This is a genomic window from Arthrobacter sp. LAR12-1-1.1, from assembly GCF_040676555.1.
In the GTDB taxonomy this organism is placed as follows: Bacteria; Actinomycetota; Actinomycetes; order Actinomycetales; family Micrococcaceae; genus Arthrobacter.
The window spans coordinates 182,127-199,947 of record NZ_JBEGIG010000001.1 but is presented as its reverse complement, the minus strand read 5'-3'; the positions used below and the strand labels follow the sequence as shown (position 1 = coordinate 199,947).

Below are 17,821 nucleotides of genomic sequence, written 5' to 3'. Positions count from 1 at the left end.
GCGACCTATGCGAGCGAGAGGAAGAGCTTTTCCAGGTCCTTCGTGTCCATGCTTCCGTCTTTCCTGACGATGCACTGCTCCAGGCCGCTGGCGATGATTGCGAAGCCCGCCCGGTCGAGTGCCTTCGAGACGGCCGCGAGCTGGGTGACGATGTCCTTGCAGTCGCGGCCCTCCTCCAGCATGCGGGTCACGGCCGCGAGCTGGCCCTGGGCGCGCTTGAGCCGGTTCACTACGGGGGTCAGTTCGGTTGAATCGAGTTGCACGGGAGTCTCCAAGCCACAGGGTGATGCACCCAATCCTATACCCCCGGGGGTGTTTTGCATACCCCTGGGGGTATCTGCAATACTCGGTGGGGTATTCACCTTGCTTTCCCGCTTGTCTCGAAAGGACACCCATGACACCCCCTTCGCCCGCAGCAACACCGGCGGTAACGGCGCTGGCTCCGGAAATCCTGAGCAGCTGGATCGCCGAGCACCACGACCTCCTCGTCATCGATGTACGCTCCGCGGCAGAGTTCGAGTCCGTTCACATCCGCGGCTCCTACAACGTCCCCCTGCCCCTGCTGTCCGAGCACACCCAGGAACTCGCCGCCCGGCTGGGCAGCAGGGTGGTCCTGGTTTGCCAGTCCGGCGCGCGCGCCGAGCAGGCGCGCCAGCGCCTCGGCGGAGCCGGAATCGACACGGCGTACGTCCTCAGCGGAGGGGTGCCGGCATTCGCCGCGGCCGGCGGCGACGTCGTCCGCGGGAAGAACCGCTGGGATCTGGAACGCCAGGTCCGCCTCGCCGCGGGCTCGCTCGTGGTCCTGGGACTGGCCGGAGGAAAATTCATCTCGCCCAAGATCCGCATTCTCGCCGGCACAATCGGCGCGGGCCTGACCTTCTCGGCCGCCACCAATACCTGCGCCATGGGCCAGGCTCTGTCGGCAATGCCGTGGAACAAGGCCGCCAAGGAGCCCACCCGCGAAACCGCGATCCTGCAGCTGCCCCTGGCCGCGGCGCGGCTGACCCCCGCGGCATGATCCCGGCCCTGGCACTGGGGCTGCTCGTCGGGATCGTGCTCGGCGTCGTGGGCGGCGGTGGGTCCATCATCGCTGTCCCAGCCCTGGTGTACGGAGTGGGACTGAGCCCCGCGCAGGCCATTCCCACGTCCCTGCTGGTGGTCGGTGTCTCGTCACTGGCGGCCCTGCTCCCGCGGCTTCGCGAGGGCATTAACTGGCCCGTGGTACTGCTCGTCGGCGCCGCAGGCGTGCCCGCGGCCTGGGGCGGAACGGCGGTGGGCCGCCTTTTGGACCCGAACATCCTGATGCTCGCCTTTGCAGCGATCATGGTGATCGCCGGAATCCGCATGCTGACCAGCACCACCGAATCCGAGGGCTCGTGCAGCACCGGGCCCACCAGGGCCTTCCGCACCTGCGCCCCCAAAGCCGTGGGAGTCGGGCTCCTGGTGGGCTTCCTGACCGGGCTGCTGGGCGTGGGCGGCGGATTCCTGATCACCCCGGCCCTCACCCTGTTCCTCGGACTGCGCACGAAACAAGCCGTCGGCTCGTCCCTGGCCATTATCGTGATCAATTCCGCCGCAGGCTTCGGCGCCCATGCCGCCGGCTTCACCATCGAATGGCCAACCATTCTGGCCTTCGCAGTCCCGGCGGTCCTCGGCTCACTCTTCGCAGCCCGCTTCGCCCGCCGGCTGAAAGACAAACACGTCCGCCTGTCGTTTGCCGTTCTCATCTTCGCCGTCGCGGCCTGGGTCACGGCAAGCACCGCCACCGCCTGACAGACAAGGAGAAACCATGGCTGTGGGCCGCGGGCGCACACGCGGTAGTGGATACCCCGGTGGTATCCAGCCTTGAGGCAAGAGCACTGCCACCATTTCCCCTCCACCCCCTTTACGAAGGAGAGCACCAATGCTTATCGAACGCATTTACGATGAAGACCTCGCCCAGGCGAGCTACCTGATCGGCTGCCAGGCCAAGGGTGAGGCCGTTGTTGTGGACGGCCGCCGCGACATCGCGGTGTACCAGGAGCTGGCCCGGAAGAACGGCATGAAGATCGTGGCCGTCACAGAGACCCACATCCACGCCGACTACCTCTCCGGCACCCGCGAACTGGCCGCCGCCACCGGCGCCAAGATTTACGTCTCAGGTGAAGGCGGCCCGGACTGGCAGTACGAATTCGACGGCGGACGGCTCTACGACGGCGACAAGATCACGCTGGGCAACATCACCATCCAGGCCCTCCACACTCCGGGCCACACCCCCGAACATCTGTCCTTCCTGGTCACCGACGGTGCGTTCAGCGACCAGCCCGGCTACCTGCTCTCCGGCGACTTCGTCTTCTCGGGTGACCTTGGACGTCCGGACCTGCTCGACGAGGCAGCCGGCGGCGTGGACACCCGCTTCGAAGGCGCCAGGCAGCTCTTCGCCAGCCTGCGGGACAAGTTCCTGATCCTGCCGGACTACGTCCAGATCCACCCTGCCCATGGTGCGGGCAGCGCCTGCGGCAAGGCCCTCGGCGCCATTCCCTCCTCCACCGTCGGTTATGAGCGCCTTTACGCGTGGTGGGGACCTTATCTGGCCGCCAATGACGAGCAGGGCTTCGTCGACGAGCTCCTCGACGGTCAGCCTGACGCCCACGCCTACTTCGGCCGGATGAAGCGCGAAAACCGCGAAGGACCGGCCGTCATGGGCGAACGCGCTCCCCTGCCGGAACTGGACACCGCCGCCGTCGCCAAGGACCTCGCCGGGGACAGGGTGACCTTCATCGACACCCGCTCCAACACCGAAGTCCACGAAGGCACCGTCAGCGGCTCCCTGAACGTTCCCGCCGGCAAGTCTGTGGCCAGCTATGGCGCCTGGGTGGTGAACCCCGAAACCGACAAGAACCCCTTGGTACTCCTGGCCCCGGACCAGGACGCCGCGCAGGAGGTGTGGGACCACCTGATCCGCGTCGGCATCGACAACATCGCCGGCTACGTCACCAGCCTCGACGGTCTGCCGACGACCACTCCGAAGCTGATCCAGCCCGCGGACCTCGCTGATTTCGATGCGGCCCTGGTGCTTGATGTCCGCAACCGCACCGAGCACGCCGCCGGGCACATCCCGGGATCCCACCAGCTCAGCGGCGGCCGCCTCATGTGGCACCTGGACGAGCTCCCCACCGAGGGCACCATCGTGACCTACTGCCAGAGCGGGGTCCGGAACTCCGTCGCGGCCAGCGCCCTGCGCCGCGCCGGCTACGACATCGTCGAGCTCGACGGCAGCTACGCAGGCTGGACGGCCTGGCAGCTGTCACGGCAGTCCGTCTCCAGCAACTGACTTCAGGCAGCATCCGAAAATATTGATGGACAGCATGGGCGGCGGCACGGGACACCCGGCCGCCGCCCACGCTGCCACCCCGGCAACTGGAGCGCGTTCATGACGTCCCGCATCACCGCTTCACCACAGCATCCAGGACGGCAGGATGGCATCACGCTGGGCCTGCGGCAGAACCTGGCCCAGTTCATCCTCCTCGTTGCGGTCAACGCCCTCGTCGGCGGCGCCTTGGGCCAGGAACGGACCGTCCTGCCGCTGCTCGCGGAAAAGGTCTTCCACCTGGACCTGCACACCTCCGCGCTGACCTACATTCTGGCGTTCGGGCTGGCCAAAGCCGCCACCAACTACTTCGCCGGCACCCTCTCGGACCGCTATGGACGCAGGCCGGTCCTGGTGGCGGGGTGGCTCATCGCCCTCCCCGTCCCCCTCCTGTTGATCTTCGGGCCTTCCTGGGGCTGGATCGTGGCGGCCAATGTCGTCCTGGGCATCAGCCAAGGCCTGACTTGGTCCACCACGGTCATGATGAAGATGGATCTCGTCGGCCCCGAACGCCGGGGCCTGGCGATGGGCCTGAACGAAGCAGCCGGTTACCTCGGCGTCGCCGGCACTGCCCTGGCCACCGGCTATATCGCCTCCGCCTACGGGCTGCGTCCAGGGCCGTTCCTGCTCGGCGCCGCCTTCATCGCCGTCGGCCTCGGGCTGTCCGTCCTGACCATCCGCGAGACACACCACCATGCCAACGCCGAAGCCGCCGTCCACGTCCCGGTCCACGCCGGAAGCCATGCCGGGCTGAGCAACCGTGACGTCTTTACGCTGACAAGCTTCCGTGACAAGTCACTGTCCTCCGTCAGTCAGGCCGGCATGGTGAACAACCTCAACGACGGCCTGGCCTGGGGATTGTTCCCCGTCCTCTTCGCCGCCGGCGGGCTCAGCATAGAACGCATCGGCATCCTCGCGGCCGTGTATCCCGCCGTCTGGGGCGCGGGCCAACTGATCACCGGCGCCCTCTCGGACCGGATCGGGCGAAAGCCCCTGATCGCCGGTGGCATGCTCGTCCAGGCAGCAGCGCTGGCCATGGTCGCATTCGGAAACGACTTCGGAATCTGGCTGGCCGCTGTCGTCCTGCTCGGTGCCGGCACTGCCATGGTCTACCCCACGCTGCTAGCCGCGATCGGCGACGTCGCCCACCCTGCATGGCGGGCCAGGTCCGTCGGCATATACCGGCTGTGGCGCGACGGCGGGTTCGCCGTCGGCGCCGTGCTCTCCGGCTGCGTCGCCGACGCCTACGGCATCCCTGCAGCCGTCGCCGTCGTCGCCGCCCTGACGGCGGCCTCGGGAATCGTCGTGGCGGTACGGATGCGAACCACCGACCACGCGGTTTTCCGGGGTGAACGGGGGGAACGCGTTCCGCCCGACGGCATCTGAGCGCGAGACGCACGCTCCGAGGATGCGGTTCCTGCGCGGTTCCCCGCCGTCGTCAACCCCTGGAGGTGCCATGACGCGGCTCGGAGCAGGTGGGAGGATGGGCGCATGGAACTGCACATCACTGGCGACCCCGCCGCCGACCAACTGCTCAGCAATGACGCGTTCGCACTCCTCATCGGCATGCTGCTTGACCAGCAGGTGACCATGGAGTCTGCGTTCGCCGGACCGGAAAAGATCCAGACGCGCATCGGGTCCATGGCCCCTGCCGCAATCGCCGAATATGACCCGGCAGGCTTCGTTGAGGTCTTCAAGGAGCGTCCGTCCATCCACCGCTTCCCTAGCTCCATGGCCAGCCGCGTCCAGGACCTCGCCGCAACCGTAGAGCGCGATTGGAATGGCGACGCAACTGCCATCTGGAAGCAGGACGATCCTGACGGCCAGGAAGTGCTGCGCAGGTTGAAGGGATTGCCCGGCTTCGGCGAGCAAAAGGCAAAGATCTTCCTCGCACTGCTCGGCAAGCAGTGCGCACTCCAGGCACCAGGCTGGCGTGAGGCTGCCCACCCCTATGGCCAGGAGAGCGCATTTCTTTCTGTCGCCGACATCGTGGACCCGGAGTCGCTGAGAAAAGTGCGCGCCAGCAAGCAGGCAGCCAAGGCCGCCATCAAAGCCGCGAAGACATCCGAGCGCTGATAACCCGGCCCGCCGGCTTCACGCACGCCCGTCCGCCCGGCCAGCGAGAACGGCGGCCCGCCAACTCAATTGATACCGCAAGGATCTCTCTTCCTAGAACACTTTCGCGTGCCATAGTCTGGGCACGCCAGCCTGCGTCCGAAGGTGAAGAAGGCCGGGAAAGCAGGACACAAGGGGCTTAGAAGGGACCGACCATGCTGATCTGCGCAACTTGCGCCGTCGAACGCGACGAACCTACGCCCGGAGTCTGCCCGATCTGCGCCGATGAGCGGCAGTATGTGCCCGAGGACGGACAAAAGTGGCTCACACTGGACGGGCTGGCGCAGGAGGGCCAGCAGACAGTGTCGAAGGAGAACGAGCCGGGACTGATCGGGATCACGACGGAGCCAAAAGTCGGGATCGGCCAGACCGCTCAGCTTGTGGTGACACACGAGGGTTCGCTGCTGTGGGATCCGGTCGGATATGTCGATGACGGCGCTGTGCAGGCAGTCCTCGAGCGGGGCCCGGTCCTGGCCATCGCCGCTAGCCATCCACACATGTTTGGTGTGCAGGTCGAATGGTCGCAGCGGCTCGGTGGTGTCCCCGTACTTGTGGCGGACGCAGACCGGCGATGGCTGGGTCGCACCGATCCGATCATCGAATATTGGTCCGGCTGTCAAGCTATCGCGGAAGGGTTGACACTGCACCAGACCGGGGGGCACTTCCCGGGCAGCGCGGTGGTGCACTGGTCCGCAGGATCGGGCGGCAGAGGAGTTCTGCTGACCGGCGACAGCGTGTTTCCGAATCCAGACCGTCGCTCAATAGCCTTTATGCGCAGCTACCCGAATCGCTTGCCGCTATCCGGCGCGGTGGCGTTGCGAATCGCGGCGCAGCTGGGAGAGCTCAAGTTCGACCGGATCTACGGCAACTTCAACAATGTCATCGCATCCGGAGCCAAGGCCGTTCTGCGCGATTCCGCCCAACGGCACGCTGCTTGGGCGCGAGGAGACTTCGACCATTTAACCTGAGTTGTCCCCCTCCAGCGACTGTTTGGCTCCCCCTGAGCGATCCCGGCGCGCACGGCGCCTACTCGCGGCGGAGTCTGTGGTCGACGAGGACGATGTGGAAGATGAGTTTTCCTGGACTCCAGGAGTCCAACGGCGATGCGATTCGCCGTGGTATCCAGTCGGTATCTACACACCCGGTCAACCGCACCCGAGGAGAGCATCATGACCGCTACCTACACCTTCGACGTCTTTTCCAGCCTCGACGGCTTCGGCGCCGCCAGCGGCAACTGGACCGGCTACTGGGGCAAACAGGGCCCCGAGCTGCTCGAGCGCCGCCTCGCCTAGTACGCCGCGGAGCAGCGGATGGTCTTCGGCGCCAACACGTACCGGGCGTTCGCGCGGATGCTGGCCTCGAGCACCGAGGAGTCCGAGGTGCGTGACCCATGGGTCACCCGGATGAGAAGCCTGCCGGCAACAGTGGTGTCGACCACACTCGAAGGACCGCTCAACTGGCCGAACGCAACCGTCGTGAGCGGTGACGCCGTCGACGTCGTCGCCCGGCTCAAGGAGGAGTCCTCGGTGCCGCTGCGCTCGCACGGCAGCCTGTCGATGAACCGGGCGCTGATGGCCGCCGGTCTGGTCGACCGCGTCCAGGTGACGCTCTTCCCTGTGATCACCGGCCAGACCGGACTGGAACCGATCTTCCAGGGTGCGGCCGACTTCGACCTCGAGCTGATCGAGAGCCGGACGCTCGACGGCAACATCCAAGAGCTCATCTACCGGCCCACCCTGCATGCCTGACCTATATCAAGGAACTTGAACAGGACCTCGCAGAAGAACGGGACCGCGCCGCGTTGGCACGGTCATGAGCGACAGACACGGCGGCCACGGCCGAGGATCTCAACGACCATTTGCGGCTGCAACAGCCGAGTCCGGGTTGCTTCGGTTCCGTAGACGGATCAGCGGCCTGCTGATTGTTCATCTCCGCGTCACCGCGGGGACGCCAAGGAGTCCGGGGCCGGGAAGGTCGCGTCCATAGTCTGCGAAGCAGGCGTCCGCTCGGCGCCGGCGGCCAAGTGCTCTTCGTTGACATCCAATCCGGATTCACCTTGGCGGTCACCGGCCCCGGGACGCCCACGTCGTGCAGCCTGAAAATAGTCCCGCCCCCCAGAACGCAGGAGTCCGTCCATGTCATTACGTATCCTTGCCGCCGCAGGCCTTGCCGTGCTGACGGCCACCACTACACTCGCCCCGGCCAACGCGGCCCCTGTCCCGGCCGAGCAGGCCGCGCAGGAATCCTTCAGCTTCGGCGTGATCGGAGACATCCCCTACGGCCAGCAGGAAGCCGAGCTGTTCCCGTCCCGGATCGGCGATCTCAACGCCGACCTGGACCTCGACTTCGTGGCCCACGTCGGCGACATCAAGAACGGCTCCTCGGCCTGCACCGATGAGTACTTCGCCCGGATCCGTGCCGCCTTCGACACCTTCGAACTTCCCCTCGTCTACACCCCGGGCGACAACGAGTGGGTGGACTGCCACCGGGAAAACAACGGCAGTTACAACCCCCTGGAGCGCCTGGACAAGGTGCGTGAAGTCTTTTTCCCGTCGCCCGGAAAGACGCTCGGCGCGACCATGCCGGTCAAGTCCCAGAACGCCCTCGGCCTGCCCGAGAACGTCCGCTTCACCCACAACCGCGTGGCCTTCTCCGTCCTGAACATCCAGGGCAGCAACAACTCGCTGCAGCCCTGGACCGGACTGGGCCGGACCGAAACCACGCCGGAACAGCGGGCCGAAGTCAGACACCGCATCGACGCCACCATCGACCAACTGCACGCAACCTTCACCGACGCCACCCTGCGCAACGACCGGGCCGTGGTGATCATGACCCAGGCCGACATGTTCGACCCCTCACTGCTGGCCGCCGCCACGGCCGACCCGAAAATCCTGTCCGGCTTCCGCGAAATCATCGACGTTTTGGTCAAAGAAACCAACAATTTCGACGCCCCGGTCTACCTGGTCAACGGCGACAGCCACATCTTCGCCGAGGACCAGCCCCTGGGCGACGGCTCACCCTGGCTGCGGGTCTACGGCCAGGACACCGCCGCCGATGACCTGCAGCGCATCACCGTCGACGGATCCGCCAACGCCACCAACTATGTGAAGTTCACCGTGGCAGCGAACAGTGACGCCACCGGCAACGTGCTCGACTGGAAGAAGGTCCCCTACACCAGCTGATTTTCAGCCCCGGACGGACGTCCCGAAGGGACACAGAGGGTATCCAGTTGGGTGAGCTGGCCCCTGAGGTGAAACCATACGGACCATGGCCCAGAAGATTGCGTACCAGGGTGAACCCGGCGCCAACTCCAATATCGCGTGTCAACAGATGTTCCCCGAGCTCGAAAGCGTTCCCTGCGCCAGCTTCGAGGACGCTTTCGAGCTGGTTTCCAGCGGGGAGGCCGAGCTGGCCATGATCCCGATCGAGAATTCGATTGCCGGCCGCGTGGCGGACATCCATATTCTGCTTCCGCAGTCGCACCTGCAGATCGTGGGCGAGTTCTTCCTGCCCATACACTTCGACCTCTTGGGTATCCCGGGCAGCACCATCGAAGGTGCCACCGAGGTCCACAGTCACATCCACGCCCTTGGACAGTGCCGCCGGCTGATCCGCGACGCCGGGCTCCGGCCCGTCATCGCCGGCGACACCGCCGGCTCCGCCCGGGAGGTCCGGGAATGGAACGACCCCGCCAAACTGTCCCTCGCTCCCCCGTTGGCGGCCCAGATCTACGGTCTGGAGGTGCTGGCATCGCGCGTTGAGGACGACCCCTCCAACACCACCCGCTTTGTGGTCCTGGCCCGGGAAAAGAACCTGCCCACCCGGGATGAGTTGGCCGGGCCGGCAGTGACCAGCTTTGTGTTCCGCGTCCGGAACGTCCCATCGGCGCTCTACAAGGCGCTGGGCGGGTTCGCCACGAACGGTGTGAACATGACGCGGCTGGAGAGCTACATGGTGGGTGACGAGTTCGCCGCCACCATGTTCATGGTGGACGTTGAGGGGCACCCCGAGGACCTGCCGCTGCGGCTGGCCCTCGAGGAGCTGGATTTCTTCACCACCGAGGTGCGTATCCTGGGCGTCTACCCCGCTGCCGGCCATCGGACCGCACGGGCACTCAGCAGCTGAGCCCAACTGGCTGAAGGGCCATCGGCCACATCACTCCTTGGCTGCCGCGCCCTCGCTGCCGCCCTCAGCTGCAGGCTTCACGAGGGATGGCGCCCGTGGCCCGCGGCATCCCTCACCGCCGTCCACGCAGGGACGCCGCACTCCCCCGCTGAACCAGGACAGAACACCCAGTCCCGACGTCAGGCCCGGAACCAGAACAGGACTTCGGGCTGACAGGTTCTCTGCTGCGACATAGGCACCATCTCCCCCCATACGGCAAAGCCCGCGGCCAGGAAAGGCACCGGTCGCAGTCCGGAGTACCTGCCCGCCCTGAACAGCGGAACCCGATGGCCACCGCCTGATCGGGTGGTTGGAGAGCATCTGCTACGGACGGGTTTCACTGGCGGCGACAAGGGGGCGGGCTTAAAATGGCGTTGGCTGGGTAGGGATCGCGGTTTGCGTGGATCGTGCCTCAGATCGGAGAGCGTCATGCTCAGGACCTTGTTGTGTAAGTTGAACATGCGCCATGATTGGCACCTGGAGTCCACCGAGGATGGCGGCCGCTACAAGCGCTGCAGGCGTTGCGGTAAGGACGACGACCGTGGCGGTGGCGGAACCGGCGCGAGTGGCGCTTGGGCTGGCATTGCTGGGATGGGATAAGCCCGCGTGCCAGGCGGTCCCCGGCCACGGTCGCCCGTTCACAACGGTAGGGGCTCCACTCGGGCCCGGCTCCCCATTCTGTTTACTGGCAGAGGCGGTCGAGGGTTTCCTGGGCAGCCTGTTGCATCTGCGTCTGGAGCAGGTCGATGCGGCGCGCGGATGCGGGGTCCTGCCAGGCCAGCGGCCGTAGTGCCATGGTCATCGTGATCTGGCTGCCGCCGTCGGCGCTCGTGATGGAAATACTCGTGTAGCCGAATATGTGCCCTGTATGGCCGTAGCGAAAGTCGCCGGAACATGCGTCAGGATACCGCTCTAGACCGAGTCCGTAGTCCCAGAATTCGGTCTTCTTCTTCATTTCCTCAAGCATGGCGGGGGAAAGGAGCTGGCCGCGCAGGAGGGCCCGGTAGAAGGTGTTTAGGTCCTGCGTGGTGGAGATGACGCCGCCTGCGGGGGAGCCGACAAGAGCCTCGGGCTGGGTGACATCGACCCGTTCGCCGCCCTCAATGAGGTAGGCGTGGATGTTGTCCGGAGCCTGGCGGTCCGGTTCGGCCAGCGACGTGTGCTGAAGTCCCAGGGGCGCGAAGATGTCTTCTTTGAGCACGTCGGCGACGGGCCGTCCGCGCAGTTTTTCGATCAGCTGGCCGAGAGCCAGGTAGTTGGAGTTTGAGTAAGAAAAGCGGTCCACGTTCTTGGACTCCCAGGGGAGAGTGGCGGCCAGTTCGAGTCCTCGTTGCATGCTGAGCCGCGTGTTCGCAACCTGCTTCAGTGGTCCCGCCGCGTATTCCGAGTCGCCGAAATCGGGCATGCCGGAGTTATGGTTCAGCAACTGGCGGACGGTGATGGGTCCGGGCGGCCGCAGCGTGGTTCGGAAGCTCTCCAGGACACCGTTCACCGGGTCATCGAGCCCGATAAGTCCCTCGTCGACGAGTTTCAGGACGGAGACGGCGACCATCGATTTTGTAATGCTGGCAACGGATACCCTGTCCTGGGGCCGGGCCGGGTCCTTGCTGTCCAGGTTTCGCACGCCGTAGGCCTTGGACCATTCGCCGCCCGGCCATCTCATCTGCACTACCAAGGACGTCGCCCCGCCCTCCATGAAGTGCTGGATCCTGCGTTCCAGAGAATTCGTCGCTGCCTGGGTCGCGGCGACGCTCGACGGGGCCGGCCCGGGAGGGGCCCCCACGCAACCGCTCACAGCGAGGACCAAAGCCGCGGAGAAAGTTACGGCACCGAGCGGCCAAGAACGCGAACGCCACCAAGCAGCCAAGGCACCCATGACATCGTTGTACGCTCAAACGTGTCCAGTGGATAGGTCGGGCTCGTAACAGCCTCTACAAGTCCCAGGTAGCCAAGATGTCTGTTCATAAGCATGCAGCCCTGAACGCGCTCAGACCCATATATAAATGGTATATGAGACTGTTATGACTTAGTTGTTTTGTATGCATCCTCCCTCTTACGATCACAGTGACCTGCTGCACATTGAGCAGCCGGGGTTCATCCCTCAGACCACTGTCATCACGGAGGAAGCAATGTCGCTCCCGACTCAGAAAACCCCGGCGCCGCGGAATGCCCTGCGCCGGGTCGCCGCCGCCAGCCTCGCCGGCAACGCGATCGAATACTACGACTTTTCGATCTACGGCCTTGCGGCAGCGCTGGTGTTCCCGCAACTGTTCTTTCCCCAGAGCGACCCCTTCGTAGCCACCCTGGCCACCTTTGGCACCCTCGCCGTCGGCTATATCTCACGCCCGCTGGGCGCAATCGTGTTCGGGCACTTCGGTGACAAGGTGGGCCGTAAGCCGATGCTCGTCATCACCTTGCTCCTCATGGGATTCGCCACCCTGGCCATCGGTGTACTTCCCACGTTCGACCAAGTGGGCATGTGGGCGGCAGTGATGCTCACGTGCCTGCGCTTCCTCCAGGGCATCGCCTTCGGCGGCGAGTGGGGCGGCGCCATCCTTATGGCCTTCGAATACGCACCGGAGAACCGCCGCGGGCTCTTTGCAGCGATCCCCCAAGTGGGCCCGGCCACAGGTGCTCTGCTCGGCAACGCCGCCTTCCTGCTGGTCACGCTGCTGCCTAAGGAGGACCTGCTCGCATGGGGCTGGCGCCTTCCGTTCCTCTTCAGCTTCGTCCTGGTCATCGTGGGCATGTTTATCCGGCTCAAGATCGCTGAATCCCCCGAGTTCCAGGCCACCAAGGCCGAGGGCCGGCAGGTCAAGGTGCCCATCGCGGCAGTCCTGAAGAACAACCTGAGGGCCGTGCTCCTGGTGGCCGGCGGCTTCCTGGGCTTCGGCGCCTTCTCCGTGATCGTCATGACCTACCTGGTGGGTTACAGCCAAAGCGTGATGGGCATCCCCGCCTCGACCATGCTCTCCTTCACCATGGTCGCCTTTGCCATCCAGATCCCCATGATCCTGCTCTCCGGCCACCTGTCCGACCGGCATGGCCGGCGCACCCTGATCACCGTTGGCTCCCTGGCTGCCGTGGCCTCCATCTTCCTGATGTTCGCTGCCGTGGCCAGTGCCCAGCCCTGGCTGGTGGGCCTGGCGTACGCCCTCGGTTTCGGTTGGCTCTACACCATCTGCTACGGCCTCCAGCCCGCCCTCTTCGCGGACGCGTTCCCGGCCGAGGTCCGCTTCACCGGTATGTCGCTGGGCTACCAACTGGCCAACGTCGTCGGCTCCGGGTTCACGCCCATGATCGCCGTCTGGCTGGTGCACACTACCGGAAACTTCCACTCCGTTCCCATGTTCGTCGCGGCAACCCTGGCCGTATCGCTGGTCTGCCTGCTCCGTCTCGCGGCCCTGGCCCAGGCACGGAAAGCCGCCGAGTCCCCCGCCCAGCAGGAGAGCCTACCCCTGGCTGCCACGCACTAAACGGACCCTTCGCCCACGCACTACAGAAAAAGGACATTATGAAGTTCGAACACATCACCCTGGGCCAGCGCGTGCTCTTCGGAGCAGGCCGGGCTGCCGAGCACGTCGCCCAGGAGGCCGCACGCCTCGGTGCGCGCAACATCATGTGCATCACCTCCGAATTCGAGCGGCCCTTCGCCGAGACTGCCCTGAGCCTCGCCGGCGTGGGCCTCTGGCACACGGATGTTGTCCAGCATGTCCCGGCGGAAACCGCGGACAAGGCCCGGAAGGCAGCGTCCGACGCCGGGATCGACCTGATCGTCTGCGTTGGCGGCGGTTCCACCACTGGCCTGGCGAAGGCAGTGGCGCTGACCACCGGCATCCCCATCGTCGCCGTGCCCACCACCTACGCCGGGTCCGAAGCGACCAACGTGTGGGGCCTGACGGAAAACGCGACCAAAACAACAGGCGTTGATGACCGCGTGCTGCCCGCCGCGGTGGTGTACGACGCCGAGCTGACGCTCAGTCTCCCGGTTTCCCTTTCGGTCGCTTCTGGCCTGAACGCCTTGGCGCACTGCGTTGACTCCCTGTGGGCACCGCGCGCCGATCCCATCAACCAGGCACTGGCTGCCGAAGGGATCCGCGCCCTCGCCGACGGGCTTCCGCGCGTCGCGGCGGACCCGTCGGACCTTGCCGGCCGCGAGACCGCCCTGTACGGGGCCTACCTTGCCGCCGTGTCCTTCGCCTCGGCGGGTTCCGGACTGCACCATAAGATCTGCCACGTCCTGGGCGGAACCTTCAACCTGCCCCATGCGGAGACGCACGCAACCGTACTCCCCTACGTGGTGGCCTTCAATGGGCCCGCAGCTCCGGACGCGGCAGCACGGCTCGCCGGGGCACTCCGCGCGGGACTGGCCAGTGCCGGACTAGCCAATGCCCCCGCCCAGGAGCCCGGCGCTGAACCCGCCGAGGATGCCCTGGCGCTCCTGAACAGCCTCCGGGGCACCCTGGGGGCACCCACCGCACTGCGCGACTACGGCTTCACCGAAGCAGATATCCCCGAAGCCGTGGAGCGGATCCTCAAGGTGGCGCCGGCGTCGAACCCTGCCGCAGCCACAGGGGAAAACATCGGAGGCCTTCTTCGCGCAGCCCTGGCCGGAACAGTACCCACCACCCGGTCCGCCGCACTGGCAGCGGCCGGCGCCGTCCAGAACGGAGGAACAAAGTGACTCTCAGCGAAGTAGCAACCGACTCCGGGGCCGGCTCCCAATTCGCCCGGGAGGAAAGCCTCGTGCACGAGGTGGTCCGTTCCTTTACCGGCGGCAGCAAACGCGACCGTGAAGTGATGGGTTCGCTGGTCCGCCACCTGCATTCCTTCGTCAGGGACGTCCGCCTCACCGAGGCGGAATGGACCAAAGGAATCGACTTCCTCACCCGCGTCGGCCAAATCACCACCGAAACCCGTCAGGAGTTTGTGCTGCTCTCCGATGTTCTCGGCGTCTCGATGCAGACCATTGCCGTGAACAACGAGGCCTACGGCGACGCCACCGAGGCCACCGTGTTCGGACCGTTCTTTGTGGCGGATGCCCCGCAGATCCAGATCGGCGGGGACATCGCCGGCGGCGCCGCCGGCGAGCCCTGCTGGGTGGAAGGAACGGTGACGGACACCGAGGGGAATCCCCTGCCCGGCGCCAGGATCGAGGTGTGGGAGGCGGACGAAGACGGCTTCTACGACGTGCAGTACAACGACGGCCGCACCGCCGCCCGCGCCCACCTCTTCACCGATGAAAACGGGCGGTACGCTTTCTGGGCACTGACGCCCACCCCCTACCCCATCCCGCACGACGGCCCCGTGGGCGGGATGCTGGAGCACTTCGGCCGCTCCCCCGTCCGCGCCTCGCACCTGCACTTTATGGTGTCCGCCCCGGAGAAGCACACCCTGGTGACCCACATCTTCGTGAGGGGATGCGCCCACCTGGACAACGATTCGGTCTTCGGCGTGAAGGAATCCCTCATCAAGGACTTCGCCGCCCAGCAGCCCGGCACCCCCGCTCCCGACCGCCGTGACCTAGGCGGGCTGTCGTGGAGCAGGGCGAGGTTCGACGTCGTCCTGCCGCCCGCGGGCCCCCGCACCACCGAAACCTTCACGAAAGGAAGCCACCATGGAACTGCAGCACACGCATAAAGAAACGTTCGAGGACGGCCTGGCCATCCGCAAGGAAGTCCTCGGCGCCGCCCACGTGGAACGGTCCCTCGCCAACGCCAGCGACTTCGCCACGCCGATGCAGGAACTCGTCACCGAGTACTGCTGGGGCGCCGTCTGGAGCCGGGACGGCCTCGAACGCAAGACCCGGTCCATGCTCAACCTGGCCATGCTCACCGCCCTGAACCGCGGCCACGAGCTCTCTGTCCACGTGAAGGGGGCCATCAACAACGGTGTCACGCCGGAGGAGATCCAGGAAGTACTGATGCAGACGGCCATCTACGTCGGCGTCCCGGCAGCACTCGAATCATTCCGCATCGCCGAAGCAACCCTGAAGGAAATGAATGTCACCGTATAAGCCCCGCATCGGCTTCATCGGCCTGGGCAACATGGGCACGCCCATGTCCCGCCGTCTGCTGGAAGCCGGCTACGCAGTGACCGGCACCGACCTCGCGGCCGCCAACAGGCAGCGCCTGGCAGAGGCCGGCGGCACCGCCGTCGAGACCGCCACCGAGGTGGCGGCCGGCTCCGATGTCCTCATCCTGATGCTTCCCAACTCTGACGTTGTGGAAACGGTCCTGCACGACGGCGGCGTGGCCGCGGCGCTGCCGCCGGCTGCGGTCATCGTGGACATGAGTTCCTCGGAGCCGCTGCGCACGCGGGCCCTCGCCGCGAAGCTCGCGGCTGACGGGCTGGCCCGCCTGGTGGACGCCCCTGTGTCCGGCGGCGTGGGCGGCGCCGAAAAAGGGACACTGACCATCATGACCGGCGGCGACCTGGACACTGTCGCGGAACTCGCCGACGTGCTGGCCGTCCTGGGCCGCGTCCGCCACACCGGCGCGGTGGGGTCAGGACACGCCCTCAAGGCCCTGAACAACCTGCTGTCCGCCACGCACCTGCTGGCCACCTCGGAGGCGATGGTGGCCGGCCAGGAGTTCGGGCTGGATCCGTCCACCATGCTGGAGGTCTTCAACGCCTCCAGTGGACGCAGCGGGTCCACAGAAAACAAGTGGCCCAACTTCGTCCTGCCCGGCGGCTACGACTCCGGCTTCGGCCTGGGCCTGATGCTCAAGGACATGAGGATTGCCACGGACCTGGCGGACGGAATGGGTCGGCCCAGCCGGCTGGGCAGCCGCGCCGTGGATCTGTGGAGCGAAGCGTACGGCGAACTGAACCCCGGTGCCGACCACACGGAAATTGCGCGCTGGGCGGGACACACGTCCTGACCCTGAAATCGCCGTCGTCGGAAGTGTCCGGCAAGCAAAGTGCCGCCCGGAGGGCGTTACGCTCACCGGGCGGCACTTTGCTTATGTCTGATCAGTGGCTCAGGCCAGGTCAGTGGCCGTGGCTGATCACCTGGTCCAGCGGGGCCGGGCCCTTGGCCTCGAATTCGCGTGTCTGGCGTTTCGTTTCGGCCTCGTAGGTGTCAGTGTCCCCCCGGTGCCGGGCAATGAGCCGGCGCCGGGCCGACGGAGCAACATGGCACAGCCCGGGAACGTCCGGGTTGTCGCGGCAATCGATCCCGCCGGCCGCCGGGGCCACGGCCCGCAGGCCCTGGCCGGTCAGCGCCAGGCCCCGGCTCGTATAACGGCGCCGGGCCTCCCCCTCGCAGGCGGGACAGGCCGTGGTTGCCGGGGCGGGAGTGTCCATGAAAAGTTCGACGTCGGCGCGGCAGCCGGTGCAGCGGTAGTCGAAGAGGAGGCGCGCCATCAGACGAGCTCTTTCAGGGGGCCGCCGAAGTCTTCCCAGTCCCTGGGATCGTGGGCGATCCAGACGGAGGCCGATTCCTCGTCGCGGATCCGTTTGAGGGACGCGATGGAGCGCCGGGCCTCGTCATGGTCCCAGTCGGAACCGTCCACGGCGCCCCATTCCATGGCTTCGCGCAGGTGCACCGTATCGCCGGTCAGCAGGATGTTCTGGCTGGGCAGCCGGACCAGCGCGCTGAGCTCACCAGGAGTGTGGCCCGGAGTGTGGTGGATGATGATGGCGCCGTCCCCGAACAGGTCCTGGCTGGGTGACTGGACGGTGGTCCAATCGAACTCCTTGACCTCGGCCGTGAGATCGGTGGGGTTAAAGAGGTGCGCCGATTCCGGGCCCGGGTTCGCGGCCCACTGGAATTCGCCGGGACCGGCGAAGAACTTGGCCTGGGGGAACAGGTACAGGCCGCCGGCATGGTCCGAGTGGGTATGGGACAGGACCACGTGCGTGATGTCCTCGGGACGGTAACCCAGCTTGGCGAGCTGGCGGTCGATCCGCTGTTCCGGGTTGGACACGATCATCGAGGTCTCCGGCCGGTCCCCGAAGACCAGGGCGGGGTCGTCGCACACCAGCGGGTTCATGCTGGTATCAAACAGGACCAGGCCCTGCTCGTGCTCAATCAGGTAGGCGGGCAGGGGAATGCGGACAGCCCCTTCGGCTCCGACCACCAGGTGTGCTGCGTCGATGTCCATCTTCGGGGCGTCCAGCCCCCACATGCGGATGTTGGCTGCCGGGTTCTTCCCGGTTGGTGCCGCCAGATGAGTAGCCTGCGTCATT

Annotated in this window: 17 protein-coding genes and 1 pseudogene; 14 read left to right on the top strand and 4 right to left on the bottom strand. The window is 66.1% G+C overall.

What is annotated here, in order from left to right:
- Nucleotides 1–5: 5 nt before the first annotated feature.
- Nucleotides 6–263 carry a metal-sensitive transcriptional regulator gene (locus MRBLAR12_RS00945; RefSeq protein ID WP_229993070.1) on the bottom strand — a complete coding sequence of 86 codons (258 nt, stop codon included), beginning with the start codon at nt 261–263 and terminating at the stop codon, nt 6–8.
- 131 nt (nt 264–394) lie between these two features.
- Between MRBLAR12_RS00945 and MRBLAR12_RS00940 the strand changes: the two genes are divergently transcribed.
- The 9 genes and pseudogenes from MRBLAR12_RS00940 to MRBLAR12_RS00900 all read left to right on the top strand — a co-directional run bounded on the left by MRBLAR12_RS00940 (nt 395) and on the right by MRBLAR12_RS00900 (nt 9,589).
- Nucleotides 395–1,018, top strand: a complete 624-nt coding sequence (locus tag MRBLAR12_RS00940) for a rhodanese-like domain-containing protein (RefSeq protein ID WP_364742748.1) — start codon at nt 395–397, stop codon at nt 1,016–1,018.
- Entirely contained in the window at nt 1,015–1,773 is a 759-nt protein-coding gene (locus tag MRBLAR12_RS00935) for a sulfite exporter TauE/SafE family protein (RefSeq protein WP_364742745.1), read from the top strand. Before MRBLAR12_RS00940 ends, MRBLAR12_RS00935 begins: the two co-directional genes overlap by 4 nt.
- Nucleotides 1,774–1,903: 130 nt before the next feature.
- Nucleotides 1,904–3,313 (top strand): MBL fold metallo-hydrolase, encoded by a 1,410-nt coding sequence (locus tag MRBLAR12_RS00930; protein WP_364742742.1) that lies wholly within the window; start codon nt 1,904–1,906, stop codon nt 3,311–3,313.
- A 99-nt stretch (nt 3,314–3,412) separates the two neighbouring features.
- Nucleotides 3,413–4,735 (top strand): MFS transporter, encoded by a 1,323-nt coding sequence (locus MRBLAR12_RS00925; protein ID WP_364742739.1) that lies wholly within the window; start codon nt 3,413–3,415, stop codon nt 4,733–4,735.
- A gap of 105 nt (nt 4,736–4,840) precedes the next feature.
- Nucleotides 4,841–5,425 carry an HhH-GPD-type base excision DNA repair protein gene (locus MRBLAR12_RS00920; protein WP_364742736.1) on the top strand — a complete coding sequence of 195 codons (585 nt, stop codon included), beginning with the start codon at nt 4,841–4,843 and terminating at the stop codon, nt 5,423–5,425.
- A 194-nt stretch (nt 5,426–5,619) separates the two neighbouring features.
- Entirely contained in the window at nt 5,620–6,432 is an 813-nt protein-coding gene (locus tag MRBLAR12_RS00915) for an MBL fold metallo-hydrolase (RefSeq protein ID WP_364742734.1), read from the top strand.
- Between the two features lie 201 nt (nt 6,433–6,633).
- Nucleotides 6,634–7,212 (top strand): annotated as a pseudogene (locus MRBLAR12_RS00910) (dihydrofolate reductase family protein).
- 387 nt (nt 7,213–7,599) lie between these two features.
- Nucleotides 7,600–8,646 carry a hypothetical protein gene (locus MRBLAR12_RS00905; protein ID WP_364742731.1) on the top strand — a complete coding sequence of 349 codons (1,047 nt, stop codon included), beginning with the start codon at nt 7,600–7,602 and terminating at the stop codon, nt 8,644–8,646.
- Between the two features lie 85 nt (nt 8,647–8,731).
- Nucleotides 8,732–9,589, top strand: coding sequence for a prephenate dehydratase (locus MRBLAR12_RS00900; protein ID WP_364742728.1), 858 nt, complete (start codon nt 8,732–8,734; stop codon nt 9,587–9,589).
- 721 nt (nt 9,590–10,310) lie between these two features.
- On the opposite strand, the gene MRBLAR12_RS00895 is transcribed toward MRBLAR12_RS00900, so the two are convergent.
- Nucleotides 10,311–11,423, bottom strand: a complete 1,113-nt coding sequence (locus MRBLAR12_RS00895) for a serine hydrolase domain-containing protein (protein WP_364742727.1) — start codon at nt 11,421–11,423, stop codon at nt 10,311–10,313.
- 334 nt (nt 11,424–11,757) lie between these two features.
- On the opposite strand from MRBLAR12_RS00895, the gene MRBLAR12_RS00890 reads away from it, so the two are divergent.
- The 5 genes from MRBLAR12_RS00890 to MRBLAR12_RS00870 are packed head-to-tail and all read left to right on the top strand — an operon-like array spanning nt 11,758 to nt 16,512.
- Nucleotides 11,758–13,104, top strand: a complete 1,347-nt coding sequence (locus tag MRBLAR12_RS00890; protein WP_364742724.1) for an MFS transporter — start codon at nt 11,758–11,760, stop codon at nt 13,102–13,104.
- A gap of 38 nt (nt 13,105–13,142) precedes the next feature.
- The gene (locus MRBLAR12_RS00885; RefSeq protein ID WP_364742721.1) at nt 13,143–14,312 is read left to right on the top strand and encodes a maleylacetate reductase; all 1,170 of its coding nucleotides are present in this window, start codon (nt 13,143–13,145) and stop codon (nt 14,310–14,312) included.
- Entirely contained in the window at nt 14,309–15,268 is a 960-nt protein-coding gene (locus MRBLAR12_RS00880) for a dioxygenase (RefSeq protein WP_364742719.1), read from the top strand. Before MRBLAR12_RS00885 ends, MRBLAR12_RS00880 begins: the two co-directional genes overlap by 4 nt.
- Entirely contained in the window at nt 15,246–15,644 is a 399-nt protein-coding gene (gene pcaC / locus MRBLAR12_RS00875) for a 4-carboxymuconolactone decarboxylase (RefSeq protein ID WP_364742716.1), read from the top strand. Before MRBLAR12_RS00880 ends, pcaC begins: the two co-directional genes overlap by 23 nt.
- The gene (locus MRBLAR12_RS00870) at nt 15,631–16,512 is read left to right on the top strand and encodes an NAD(P)-dependent oxidoreductase (RefSeq protein ID WP_364742713.1); all 882 of its coding nucleotides are present in this window, start codon (nt 15,631–15,633) and stop codon (nt 16,510–16,512) included. The genes pcaC and MRBLAR12_RS00870 overlap by 14 nt, the downstream gene beginning before the upstream one ends.
- 109 nt (nt 16,513–16,621) lie before the next feature.
- Here the strand turns inward: MRBLAR12_RS00870 and MRBLAR12_RS00865 are convergent, their stop codons facing one another.
- Together MRBLAR12_RS00865 and MRBLAR12_RS00860 are read right to left on the bottom strand one after the other, a co-directional pair.
- Nucleotides 16,622–16,996 (bottom strand): FmdB family zinc ribbon protein, encoded by a 375-nt coding sequence (locus tag MRBLAR12_RS00865; RefSeq protein ID WP_229995733.1) that lies wholly within the window; start codon nt 16,994–16,996, stop codon nt 16,622–16,624.
- On the bottom strand, nt 16,996–17,820 hold the full coding sequence (locus MRBLAR12_RS00860; protein ID WP_229995732.1) for an N-acyl homoserine lactonase family protein: 825 nt from the start codon (nt 17,818–17,820) through the stop codon (nt 16,996–16,998). Before MRBLAR12_RS00860 ends, MRBLAR12_RS00865 begins: the two co-directional genes overlap by 1 nt.
- Nucleotide 17,821 lies beyond the last annotated feature (1 nt).